11 protein-coding genes are annotated in these 11,741 nt (G+C 51.0%); 2 read left to right on the top strand and 9 right to left on the bottom strand.

Annotated features, from left to right (window positions below; genetic code table 11):
• Positions 1 to 4: 4 nt before the first annotated feature.
• From uvrC to KKH67_11170, 4 genes are all read right to left on the bottom strand, one after another.
• Positions 5 to 1,828, bottom strand: a complete 1,824-nt coding sequence (uvrC, locus tag KKH67_11185) for an excinuclease ABC subunit UvrC (GenBank protein MBU1319742.1) — start codon at positions 1,826 to 1,828, stop codon at positions 5 to 7.
• Positions 1,829 to 1,830: 2 nt separating this feature from the next.
• Positions 1,831 to 2,514, bottom strand: coding sequence for a hypothetical protein (locus KKH67_11180; GenBank protein ID MBU1319741.1), 684 nt, complete (start codon positions 2,512 to 2,514; stop codon positions 1,831 to 1,833).
• A gap of 1 nt (position 2,515) precedes the next feature.
• Positions 2,516 to 3,043 carry a C40 family peptidase gene (locus KKH67_11175; GenBank protein ID MBU1319740.1) on the bottom strand — a complete coding sequence of 176 codons (528 nt, stop codon included), beginning with the start codon at positions 3,041 to 3,043 and terminating at the stop codon, positions 2,516 to 2,518.
• Positions 3,044 to 3,117: 74 nt separating this feature from the next.
• Positions 3,118 to 4,053, bottom strand: a complete 936-nt coding sequence (locus tag KKH67_11170; GenBank protein MBU1319739.1) for a UbiA family prenyltransferase — start codon at positions 4,051 to 4,053, stop codon at positions 3,118 to 3,120.
• A 288-nt stretch (positions 4,054 to 4,341) separates the two neighbouring features.
• Here KKH67_11170 and KKH67_11165 point away from each other — a divergent pair, with 288 nt between their 5' ends.
• Together KKH67_11165 and KKH67_11160 are read left to right on the top strand one after the other, a co-directional pair.
• Positions 4,342 to 6,999, top strand: a complete 2,658-nt coding sequence (locus KKH67_11165) for a DUF3857 and transglutaminase domain-containing protein (protein ID MBU1319738.1) — start codon at positions 4,342 to 4,344, stop codon at positions 6,997 to 6,999.
• A 117-nt stretch (positions 7,000 to 7,116) separates the two neighbouring features.
• Complete coding sequence (locus KKH67_11160; protein MBU1319737.1) at positions 7,117 to 8,244, top strand: hypothetical protein; 1,128 nt, start codon at positions 7,117 to 7,119, stop codon at positions 8,242 to 8,244.
• 28 nt (positions 8,245 to 8,272) lie between these two features.
• On the opposite strand, the gene KKH67_11155 is transcribed toward KKH67_11160, so the two are convergent.
• The 5 genes from KKH67_11155 to tsf form a co-directional block, all read right to left on the bottom strand.
• Positions 8,273 to 9,097, bottom strand: a complete 825-nt coding sequence (locus tag KKH67_11155; protein ID MBU1319736.1) for a phosphatidate cytidylyltransferase — start codon at positions 9,095 to 9,097, stop codon at positions 8,273 to 8,275.
• A gap of 1 nt (position 9,098) precedes the next feature.
• On the bottom strand, positions 9,099 to 9,776 hold the full coding sequence (locus KKH67_11150) for an isoprenyl transferase (GenBank protein ID MBU1319735.1): 678 nt from the start codon (positions 9,774 to 9,776) through the stop codon (positions 9,099 to 9,101).
• 80 nt (positions 9,777 to 9,856) lie between these two features.
• Entirely contained in the window at positions 9,857 to 10,414 is a 558-nt protein-coding gene (gene frr, locus KKH67_11145; protein ID MBU1319734.1) for a ribosome recycling factor, read from the bottom strand.
• The gene (pyrH, locus tag KKH67_11140) at positions 10,411 to 11,139 is read right to left on the bottom strand and encodes a UMP kinase (GenBank protein ID MBU1319733.1); all 729 of its coding nucleotides are present in this window, start codon (positions 11,137 to 11,139) and stop codon (positions 10,411 to 10,413) included. Before pyrH ends, frr begins: the two co-directional genes overlap by 4 nt.
• Positions 11,140 to 11,733: a translation elongation factor Ts gene (gene tsf / locus KKH67_11135; GenBank protein MBU1319732.1), complete on the bottom strand. Its 594-nt coding sequence runs from the start codon at positions 11,731 to 11,733 to the stop codon at positions 11,140 to 11,142.
• Positions 11,734 to 11,741: the final 8 nt, after the last annotated feature.

The raw sequence follows: 11,741 nt of genomic DNA, 5'->3' as shown, positions 1-11,741 counted from the left end.
CGCTCTACTTGCCTGCGAAATGTGCTTTGATGCGTTCGGCGTCTTTGATGCCGATGCCGGGGAGTTTGCTGATCTGCTCGACTGTCGCCTTACGAACCTGTGTCACGCTCTTAAAGTGCTTCAGCAACTTCTTCGCTTTGTTCGGCCCGATGCCCTCGATCTGTTCCAGCTCGGTCGCAATTGTCCTCTTGCCGCGAAGCTTCCTGTGATACTCGATAGCGAATCGATGAGCCTCGTTTCTCAGTCTCTGCAGTATTCGCAGACTCGGTGAGGACTTCGGAATGATGAGAGTATCCTTCTGATACGGCATCACGATCTCTTCGAGCCTTTTCGCGAGGCCGATCACCTTCACATCAAGATTGAGCTCGTTGAAAACTTCGAGCGCCGCGGATAACTGGCCCTTGCCGCCATCAATAACCAAGAGATCGGGACCATCCTTGGTCTCTTCTATCAGGCGAGTGTAGTACCGCGTGACAACCTCTCGCACCGACGCGAAATCGTCCTGCCCGACGACAGTCTTTATTTTGAAATGCCGGTACTGACTCTTTCTCGGCTTCCCGTTGACGAAGTACACGAGCGATCCGACCTTGTCGGTTTCACCAAGGTTCGAGATATCGATACATGCCATCGACATCGGAGTCTTCTCCAGCCTCAAATCCTGCTGCAGCTTGAGGAGCGTAGAGCCGACCCGCTTCTTGTATCCCTGCTTTTGGACGAGCAGTTCATCGAGCACGAGTTTAGCGTTCGCTGCTGCCATGTCGACGAGTTTGAGCTTCTCCCCCCGCTGCGGGATCATCAGCTTGAGCTGCTTGCCCAACCGTTCGGAGAGCCACTCGCGGACCAACTCGCCATCTTCTATCTCATTCGAGAGATAGACTTCCTCCGGCAGATTCGCAGCATGCATGTAATATTGCTTCACGAATGCGCCAGCCAGTTCGTTGCCGGTCGTCTCCGGCTCGATCTTCAGATAAAAATGCTGCTTACCAATCAGGATGCCTTCACGCACCTGAAGTATCACACATGCGGCATCGCGCGCCGATCTGGCAAAGGCGATGACATCGCGATCGACACTTCTATCCGCAGCGACTTTCTGCTTCTGCCGAACGCTTTCGATTGCGCGAATTTGATCGCGCACTTCCGCGGCGCCTTCGAAGTCCATCCCGGCAGAGAGCGCTATCATCTTCTCATTGAGCTCCTGAACAAGCTCTTCGGAGCGGCCGGACAGATACATGCAAGCGCGATCAATCTGTTTTCGATATTCATCAACCGAGATAAGATTCTCGCATGGACCGGGACAGCGCTTGATGCGATATTCGAGGCAGACCTTCTGCTCCCTGCCTCGCGGATGTGGAATTGTCAGGCTACAGGTACGAATCTTGAAAAGCCGCGTGATGAATCGTACCATGCGGCGCATCGCTGTGACGTTCGTGAATGGTCCGAAATATCTGGCTTTGTCTCTATAGAGTCTGCGTACTATCAGAATTCTGGGATACGGTTCGTCGGTCGTCACCTTGACATACGGATAACGCTTGTCATCCTTGAGATTCACATTATATCGCGGCTTATGTTGTTTGATCAGATTGCTTTCGAGAATCATCGCTTCCATTTCCGTGTCGGTCACGAGAAATTCGAAATCATGGATTTTCGATATCAGCGCGCGCGTTTTCGGATCAAGCACCTGGCCGTTCTGGAAATAGGTGCGCACGCGGTTATTGAGGATCTTCGCCTTTCCGATATAGATGATCTTTCCCGATTTGTCCTTCATCAAGTAGACACCGGGATTCCTGGGCAGGTTCTTCAGCTTAGTTGCGTAGGGTTTTTCCGGCATAGTCAATCAGTACTGACTGCAGATGAATACACAATATAGGCCGCCAACACAAAGAGCAGAGTTGGCAGCCAGAAGATGAACATCATTAATAGATGCGTTTTGTCAGGAAAAACAAGCAGATTCCTCAGAAGTTCTGCGAAGACAGCTCCGCAGGCATACATCATGAAGTAATATGTGAAAATGAGCAGTCCGCCAATCAATATCCCTCGTCTGTAGTCGTCCGGCTTCCGAACAATCTTGTATGTCAGGACGGTGATTAGGATGTAGAGCGCAATCGGGTGACTCAGAATCGGCATCCGACAATAGTTGACAATCTGGCTGACTCCCTTGTTATCGATCAGATTGGATTGCGGTGGAATCGCGATGTCGAGCTTTATCGCTGCAATCGCAAATAGAACTGCAGTTATCAGGAAGAAGATTGACGCCGCACCGAGATCAGCTCTGAGCAGTCGCCATAGACCGAGTCCATTGACGCACCTCTGCCTGACCATCACAAGCCAGACTGCCCAGGATGAAGCCATTACAGACACAATCATCAACCAGTCGAACATTGCAGATTCGGAGGAAACCGCGAAATTAGCAGTCACTGAAGGAGCAAGGAAATGCAACGATCCAAACAGGATGAATGCGACAGCATAGTTTGCTGCCAGAATCGATCCAACGGACTTGCGTGACGGCTCAGTCATATTACCCAATGACGCGACGTGCACCCACGAATGTCTCGCGGTAATACTGTTCAGACATCGATGAGATCACAACGCCACGGCTCTCTGATGAGTGAACGAACTTGCTGTCGCCGATGTATATCCCCACGTGCGATGCAAGTTTGCCGTTGAGGTTAAAGAACACAAGATCGCCCATTGCCAGGTCGCGGTAATCAATCCGCTGCAGACCGTCAAACAGCTTCCGTGTGTTCGGCGGCAGATGCAGCTTGTCGTAATCACGGTAAATTGCATAGACAAGGCCGGAGCAGTCTACACCGAGCTTCCCGTACCCGCCCTGCCTGTACGATGTCCCCAGATATGAGTCGATGATCTTCGTCATGCGATCGGTATCGACAGTTCCTGAATGCTCGGTGAGGTTACGACCGCCTGGATCTGTCGCGTCCGATCTTGTGCTGACGCGTGGTTTCTCAGGAGTTGGCGAGTACCGGACAGCAGGCTGACATCCGACAATAATCACCAACACCGCCGATAGAACAGCGAGTTTCTTCATACACATGCCTCCTCAACTTAAAATATTAGCCCGAGGCTGAAATCATGGCAACAAAAACTTTGGTTTCTGAAGGGTCAGCGCAGAGTTGGATAATCGAGGTCGAATCTCATCTTGTAGTAGGCGCGGGCAACCATGAATCCGATAAGGAGCAGAGCTAAATAGTACGGAAGATATATGCAAGCGAAGGCTGAGAGAGCAAGTATGGCGATTTTTGTCGAGAGAGTGATGTGTTCCAGTTTCTGTGATCTTGCCGCTCGAATGAAAAATGGCAGCGCAATCAGGCCGGATATCAGATAGGCATAGTCACCAGACATTTGAGCTAGAATGACCGACAGAATGACGAGAAACACAGATGCCTGCATGGTCGATTTCACTCCCCATCGCACACCGTGCGTAATCTTGCCAGCATCCTCATCACCCCTCCTGTCTGGAAGAGTCGTGTTCAGAAAAATCGCGCCGACTCCAAACAGGTACGGAGTAGATTTGAATGCGGCTTCAAGTGAGATACTGTCCAGGAATGCCCAGCCGATAATAAAAGGCAACATGCCGTGTCCGAAGGCGTTCGCCCAATAGCCGTGCGATGGTTTGCCCTTGAAATTCGTGCGCGGGTGAGAATAGAGTATACCGAGGATCAGCACCGCCGCGAACGCGTAACCAATGTGAACGCTGATATAGAATCCACCAGCAATCGCGACAGCATCCAGCACTACCGTGATCAGCAGAGCCTCTGTTGTCGAAATCATCCCTTCGGCGAGGAAAAACAATTTGCCATTCTTGCGGTCGGTTTCGATATCATGTATCTGATTATATGTGTAGACACCGGCGTAGAGACAGGTCGCAAGAAACATGAGCAGGATGAACGTCGGATCCAGACCATCCGCACCCGTCGAATAGAACGGCGACGCCCCCTCCCTTGCGTCCGCAGCTCGAACACCGAGTATCAGAATCGTCCAGACCGGCGGAAACAACACCGGTCGCGTAAAGAAGATATAGTCGAGCAGTTTCTTCATAGTGCCAATCTAGTCAAGGTGCACCAGTATTCCAGCTTCAGCCGGTTAGGCTAATATTGACAAAGTAGGCGCAATGTCAAGATGAAAGATCATACACCCGATCGCAGAACGCTCAGACTTATTCAGACGCATTTGTTGGCCACTTGGTTATAGCCCCAAGAGCGCATCAAAGCCTGCAGATCACGACAAGAAATGACTGGACACTGCATTCAATAGTCCTTATAGTACGCATGCAAGTGATCTGTATCCGATTATCATTGCTGACAACTGAGCGTTCCGGAGTACAGAATGAGTGCTATCGGCCCCGTACTGGCAGCAGTAGCCATCATCGCGATATTGAATGAAGTGGTAAAGGCGGCGAAGGACAGGAAAGAGCAGAATCAGTTCCGTGATGACAGGGCACCACAGATCCCCACATCCCCCCCGACCGTCGATATCAAGAGGCTTCCTTTGTTCAGACGATTTTCTGCCGCGGCTATCTCTCTAACCTCCTCCCGCATGCTTGAGCAATTCGAGTTCATGCAGCAGTTTCTTAACGGCAGCTCAGAGTTCGAGATTAGATTCTTCTCTCCTAGAGCACCTGTCAGGTTACGACTGTTCTTCTCGAAACCAGTCAACTGCACCATTGCCGGGATGCAGTTTCTGCTCGGAGATGAAGAGACTTGTGACTCGTACGGGGTTTCATACTATGACAAGCCGGACAAGATTGAGATGCGCATCACTCCTGGCAAGTCGGAACTTGTAGACAGGATCAAGGTGACTCTGCAGGAACCGATGTACGATGTGTATTATCAATTCAAAATACGAGTGGTTTCCAGGAATTATGAGGATGTCGGATTCTTTCATACCGGGCTGAACTTTTACAACGCCGGCGATTGGGCTGCGGCACTACGCAACTTCAAGGAGTACTGCAAATTTGCACCGGTGAACCCGCATGTACACTTCCTTATGGCTCAATCGTTCGATGCCCTTCAAAAATGCGATGAAGCTCAGGAATTCGCGGTTCGCTCAGCTGTGAACGGCTGCGCCGAAGACGGGCTTCCGCTCTTCAGAGTTCTATACGACAAGCAGCCCATGCTGAGTGAGGAAGAGATACGAGAACTGCGGAGCAAATATCGAGACTGGGATATTGAACCGCACTACGGCGTCGTGGCACTGAAGAAGGAGCAGCGAATACTGTTCGACATTGACGGGTGGTATTTGAAGAGGTTTCGAGAAGCTCTCTTAGTCCGCAGACAAGTAGCGGCACGAATGTTAACTGCGCTTAGTTTTGACTTCTCGAGCTCAGAACGTTTTCTGTCTACAAGGGTGCGGATTATCTCCGCGGATGACACTGCTCATGAGTTGTCGCCTGAGCAGTTTGCTGTTGGCGATAGTTCGGACAAGAACATCTATATTACTACTGAAAGTCGCCTCGCAGGAACGTGGCTACTGCCCCATCTCGCCGTAGGGGACATTGTTGAGATGTCGCACGTCATCTTGTGCAAGGAGGGAGCACCCGCGAAGGAAGGACAGCATACGGCAACCGTTATTGCCAATCTGAATCATGAATTTCATCCCACGCTTCTGGGACAAGTCGAATTCGCAGCTCCGGCTGACTGGTCCCTCTCATTTAGAATTGTCAACGAGTCGGATAACGTTGAGCGTGAAGATTCACTGGACAATTCACGGCAGAGAGTATGCTTCAACTCTCGGAATTACATCCCGGCGGGAAACATCGGCTTCCCGTATCAAGACAGCTTTCTGAACCCGATCATCGCCTGTGGGACCTCGGACGAAACCTGGGAAAATGTCGCATCGAGAATCATCCAGCACAACCTTGGATCTGACAATTCCGAGGACGAGTTACCGACTGTCCTGACGGAAATCATCGATGCAAGCGCAGACGAAGCCTCGGCCCTTGAACGGTCATTCTATTGGATTCGCGACGGTTTGAAGTATGGATCGATAGGCTCGGCACTCAAAAACATCGGAGCGACTGGACGAGCCAAGGCTATTGTTGAGGCTGGAATCGCTGACTGCAAAGACAAATCGTATCTGCTGAATCTTGTATGTAAGAGACTCGGATTGCCCTCCAATTACGTCTTTGTCTCTGGCGAGCGCGGCCTGATTTTTGAGGACTTGCCATCAGATCAATTCGATCATGTCTTCGTCAAAGTCCTGCTCAATGACAAGTGGATATATCTAGACGCGGCTGATCGGTACGCACCGTTCGCCTCCGCACCCTCCAGATATCAGGGTCTTAAGGGGCTCGAGGTGGGCGAGACATGTGAGATCAGGCTGATCGCGAATGATGATCCGGGCAGGAATCGCCTGCAGATAGTCGAGACTTTCCATTCTATTGAGGGAGAGTGGCTGTCGGGAAATCTAAGCCTTAAGGCAAGCGGTCACTCCGCGAGGCTCATCGATGAGCAATGCAAAATAAACTCATTGCAGATGCAGACAGCCACGCAGTCGGTGCAGAGCGTCTTGCGAGGACTGCTGCCATCGCTGATTCTCCTGTCGCACGAGAGAATGGCGCAGACATCACACTCAAATGTGTTTGAAATCTCCGGCACACACAGAAGATGCCAATTGTCAAAACTGAGACACCAGCTTGTGGGGACTCTTGACTGGCGCAATCCCACAATCCCCATCGGTGTCTGGAGAACATACGATCTCAGGACTCTCTTTGCCTTCTATGTCCCCGAGATCGTTTTCATCCAGACGGTCATCACCGGCGATTTGCTTTCTCGTTTGGAAGGATTTTCCGGCTGTGTGGCTTTAAAGAACGACATCTGCGAGGTTGATGGGCATTCAGTCAGAGAGAACGACAGCGTGAAAATAACCCGCGAAATCATGATCAAGACAGTTTTAGTCGAAGGCGAGGATGTCAGATTGATTCCGACTGTGCTCGAGACTATCGAAGAGGCTCTCCAACTAGCTTTGATCTTCAGACAGGAGTGAAGAAAGGCGCAATGTGATCTGCTTGACTTTCCAAATGCGTGAAGCTATCATGTGACAGAAGGTCCGATAAAACGTTATGGCAAAGCAGCCTGGAACAAGTATCAAACGGGAGGCCATATGTCACGCTGTAGAATTGGAGTCGTGTCCGCAACCATCATCTTGTCATGCGTCATGATGGTTCACAATTCACCTGTGCTCGCTCAGTCCAAAGTCGGTCAACCGAGCGAATCCTCACTGTACTGGATCGACTCCCCTCGTGCGATTGCAATGGGGCGGTGCTCTATCAATCTGGTCGACAATCAGTCGGCGCTTCACAATCCCGGAACCACAGCATTACTCCATTTTGATAAGTTCCTGTCAGTATCACTTCCAAGGGAAAACTCCGTATCTTCCTACCCCTACTATTCATCCAATATATCGACCTCAAGCATCAGCGCCGGTGCATCGACAAAATCGCTGAAACTCGATAGGGACAGTGACAGACTGACCGTGGCGGTTGGACTGTCCTACGTCAGATCAGAATTCGACTCGGGACCATACTTTTCTTATGGATATGAAGGCATTCCAATCGAGATCCATCAATGGTACCGGGATGCAGACTACTATACTGGCAGTGTGGCGGCTCAATTCTTCGTAAGAGTCGGCGTCGGCTACACGTATAGACAGATCAAGTATAGATCGACCTCTACAGGCAGATTTGGGAATTCGTCATCGGATGATTACGCCCATGATATCGGCGCGATTCTCGAGATTCCGATAGCCGACATCCTGAATTGGTACAACGATGGGTCCGTTCACGATCCTTCGTCAATTCGACTCGAATTGACACCCTCTGTGGCATATTTCGAAACAAGACATTCACACGAAGGGACCCTCGGCCTCGGAATCCGCAGTACACTGAGAAGCGTGAATGTAATGATGGGATCGCTGATCATCACATGGGAAAGAGACTCCTGGCGCGACATATTCAACAAATATACCGACAGAGTCGGAGGTGAAATCGGACTTCTCGGCATCGTGTATGTGCGCACCGGGCAGTGCTACGACACCATCAATACCTATGGACTCGGCCTCAGCCTGCATGGAGTGCTGGCATGGATGATGCAGATGCAATGGATTAAGCCCCGCAGTGCAACCTTCGCGCATTTCCTCAGCTCGGTTGATGTTACGATAGATTACGCCAAAGCCGAAGCCTACGATGACTATGATGACACGAAGTTCTTCAAAGTGGGATTCTCGTTCTAATGGCAGTATACGCAGTGATTCCTGCAGATTACCGATACACCAGTACCAGCAGCAGAAAATATAACGCCGGCATAGCGTAGAGGAGTGAGTCGAAGCGATCGAGCACACCGCCGTGTCCTGGGATTATGTTCGAGGAGTCTTTGACACCGAACCGGCGCTTGAAGATCGATTCTACAAGATCGCCGAGCTGCCCCACGAGAGAGATTGTGAAAGCCGCGATCAGAAGTTGATGGATGGGGATGTCTTTTAGAGCTAAGAACGAAAATGCCCATCCGGTGACAGTCCCGAAAATCATTCCGGCGGCGAATCCCTCCCAGCTTTTGTTTGGCGACACCATCGGCGACATTTTGTGCTTGCCGAGCGGCGTTCCGATGAAGTATGCCGCAGTGTCGCAGATCCATATGACCGCGAAAACAAACAGTATCCAGACACCCGCTTCTTTGTAGTCAGAGTATTTAAGCAGGTCGGTTTCGCGTACCAGTATGAAGAAATTGAACAGGCTGACATAGAACAGGCCGAATAGCGTGAAGACAATTCTGTTGCTCGCTGTCGCAACATCGCGCCTGAAGACAGCAGAGAATGTGACGATCAAGAATCCGGCGAGGAGCGAATACAGAAGTGCTGACTCGCCATAGTAGTAGACGAACCAATTGGTGGCTATGAGACAGATGAACACAAGGACGTGTGGGAAAAACTGAATCCGCGTCTGAGTCATTTTCATGAATTCCCAGAACCCGAGGGCGGTCAAAACCGAGACAAACGCGACCAGCATGAACCTGCCGTAGAGTACCAGATTAACGAGTATGGGAATTGCGATGAGAGCTACCAGAACACGTGCTGCAAGCTGCTTCATGTCAGTTCCGCGAAAGTTCGCCGAATCGCCGTTCGCGCGTCTGGTACTCAATGATGGCTTTGAAGAAATCGTCCTCGGTGAAGTCGGGCCAGAGAGTATCGGTCACATAAAGCTCGGTGTATGACGTCTGCCAGAGCAGGAAGTTCGAAAGACGTTTCTCGCCCGATGTGCGAATCAGAAGGTCAGGGTCGGGATGGCCGTTGGTATACAGATATGACGCAAACAGAGCCTCATCGATCTTTGTCGGGCTGACCTGACCCTTCTTGACATCCACAGCAATCTTCCTGACGGCATCGAGAATCTCGGTCCTCCCGCCGTAATTCAGCGCAAGATTCAACACTAAGCCGTCGTTCTTGCGGGTCGTCTTTATAGCGTGCTTGAGCGCATTTCTTCGGGTCACCGGAAGGCCTTCGATGTGTCCCATGGCAGTCAGCCGGACATTGTTTCTATTGAGTTCGTCGAGCTCGCTTCTCGTCTTATCATAGAGGAGTTTCATGATCGCAGAGACTTCGGACTTGGGGCGCTTCCAATTTTCGACAGAGAATGTGAACAGAGTGAGGACCTTGATGTTTATGCGTGCGGACGCCTTGACGATAGTCTTGACCGTCTCAACTCCCGCTTTGTGGCCGGAGCATCTCGGCTGTCCCCGCATCTTCGCCCACCGCCCGTTTCCATCCATGATAATGGCGACGTGCTCGGGAACATTGCCATTCTCGAAAATCTTCCTGATATAATTTGAGCGCGGCAATTCTAACCCTTCTACAGCTCCATAACCTCCGCTTCGCGCTTTGAGGTAAGGTGATCGACATTCTTGGTAAAATCGTCGATGAGTTTCTGAACATCCTGCAGACCATCATGCATCTGGTCTTCTGAAATCTTCTTTTCCTTCTCAGTCTTCTTCAACTCATCGTTGACATCACGCCGTATATTTCTCAAAGCAACCTTGGCCTCTTCTCCATACTTCTTGGCCAGCTTGACAAGCTCCCTTCGGCGCTCCTCGCTCAACGGAGGGATCGGAATTCGGAGGATCTGCCCTTCAACCTGCGGATTCAGGCCAAGATCGGAAGACTGAATGGTCTTAACAACTTCCGGCACCGCTGTCTTATCCCAGAGCTGCACAACCAGGAGCCTCGGTTCCGGAGCCGATATTGATGCCACCTGAGACATCGGAGTCATACTGCCGTAGTAGTTGACTTTGAGGTTCTCCACCAGCGATGGTGAGGCTTTTCCGGTTCGAATCGACGCCAACTGCTGTTTCACGGCGTCGATCGTCTTATTCATGCGATCTTCAGCCGCCTTGGTGATCGTCTTAATCATACCTGCTCCCCTGCTTGGACGATTGAACCAATTCTCTCGCCCTCTATCACTCGTCTGATATTGCCTTTGACGTGAAGATCAAATACGATTATCGGTATGTTGTTATCCATGCAAAGCGCGGTTGCTGTCGAATCCATGACTTTCAGACCTTTGTTGAGGACATCGCCATAGGATATCGTATCAAATCGTTTTGCATCTGGATTGGTCACCGGATCAGAGTCATAGACCCCATCGACCTTCGTCGCTTTCAATAGAACCTCCGCCTCAATTTCCATTGCTCGAAGCGCTGCAGCCGTGTCAGTAGTAAAATATGGATTTCCGGTTCCCGCCGCAAGAATAATGACTCTGCTCTTTTCAAGATGGCGGACAGCTCTGCGTCGGATGTAAGGCTCAGCGATAGCTTCCATATTGAAAGCTGTCATCACTCTGGTGTCGATGTTATTCTGCTCGAGACAATCCTGCAATGCCATTGAGTTGATAACCGTGGCGAGCATTCCCATGTAGTCGCCGGTGACGCGATCCACACCCCGCTCTGCAGCCGCGAGTCCCCGGTAGATGTTCCCACCACCGACGACAACGGAGAGCTCGACATCAAGCTGCCGCACGGAAGCAATCTCCCCTGCGACGAAATCGAGCATTGCGCTGTCGATGCCGAATTGGCGGTCGCCCATCAGCGCCTCGCCCGACAGCTTCAGAAGAACCCGTCTGAAGCGAGGGTTAGACATCTACTCACCCAATGCGAATCGTTTGAAACGTCTGATGACCAGGTTCTCGCCCAGTTTGCCGACAGCCTCGGTCAGAAGGTCAGACACGGACTTGTCCTGGTCGCGGATATATGGCTGATCAAGAAGGCAGACTTCCTGATAGTACTTCTCCAACCTGCCGGTCACGATCTTGTCGACTATCTGCTCAGGCTTGCCCTCATTCAAAGCCTGAGTCCGATAGATCTTGCGCTCCTCTTCGAGCGTCTCCTCATCCAACTCTTCCCGCGCAATCACTAGCGGGCTTGAGGCGGCAATCTGCATAGCGATGTTCTTGGAAAGCTCTTTGAAATCGTCAGTGCGAGCAACGAAATCGGTCTCGCAGTTCAGCTCGAGTAGCACACCGAGCTTGTCGCCGGGATGAATATAAGATATGATAGCGCCTTCTTTTGCCTGTCTGCTCGATTTTGAAGCCGCTTTCGCAATGCCTTTCTCGCGAAGAAGGCTCGTGGCTTTCTGCAAGTCACCGTCAGTCTCTGCCAATGCCTTCTTGCAATCCATCATGCCGGCACCGGTTTTCTCGCGAAGTTCTTTGACTAAACTGGCTGTTATCTGCATTGTCTATT

This window comes from Candidatus Zixiibacteriota bacterium, assembly GCA_018820315.1.
Lineage (GTDB): Bacteria > Zixibacteria > MSB-5A5 > JAABVY01 > JAHJOQ01 > JAHJOQ01.
Note: the sequence above shows the minus strand (reverse complement) of the source record. Positions and strands in the feature narration are given on the sequence as shown.

Excerpts from the sequence above, each read along its gene's own strand:
- uvrC (MBU1319742.1), bottom strand. The coding sequence starts at position 1,828 with ATGCCGGAAAAACCCTACGCAACTAAGCTGAAGAACCTGCCCAGGAAT.
- KKH67_11180 (MBU1319741.1), bottom strand. The coding sequence starts at position 2,514 with ATGACTGAGCCGTCACGCAAGTCCGTTGGATCGATTCTGGCAGCAAAC.
- KKH67_11175 (MBU1319740.1), bottom strand. The coding sequence starts at position 3,043 with ATGAAGAAACTCGCTGTTCTATCGGCGGTGTTGGTGATTATTGTCGGA.
- KKH67_11170 (MBU1319739.1), bottom strand. The coding sequence starts at position 4,053 with ATGAAGAAACTGCTCGACTATATCTTCTTTACGCGACCGGTGTTGTTT.
- KKH67_11165 (MBU1319738.1), top strand. The coding sequence starts at position 4,342 with ATGAGTGCTATCGGCCCCGTACTGGCAGCAGTAGCCATCATCGCGATA.
- KKH67_11160 (MBU1319737.1), top strand. The coding sequence starts at position 7,117 with ATGTCACGCTGTAGAATTGGAGTCGTGTCCGCAACCATCATCTTGTCA.
- KKH67_11155 (MBU1319736.1), bottom strand. The coding sequence starts at position 9,097 with ATGAAGCAGCTTGCAGCACGTGTTCTGGTAGCTCTCATCGCAATTCCC.
- KKH67_11150 (MBU1319735.1), bottom strand. The coding sequence starts at position 9,776 with ATGGATGGAAACGGGCGGTGGGCGAAGATGCGGGGACAGCCGAGATGC.
- frr (MBU1319734.1), bottom strand. The coding sequence starts at position 10,414 with ATGATTAAGACGATCACCAAGGCGGCTGAAGATCGCATGAATAAGACG.
- pyrH (MBU1319733.1), bottom strand. The coding sequence starts at position 11,139 with ATGTCTAACCCTCGCTTCAGACGGGTTCTTCTGAAGCTGTCGGGCGAG.
- tsf (MBU1319732.1), bottom strand. The coding sequence starts at position 11,733 with ATGCAGATAACAGCCAGTTTAGTCAAAGAACTTCGCGAGAAAACCGGT.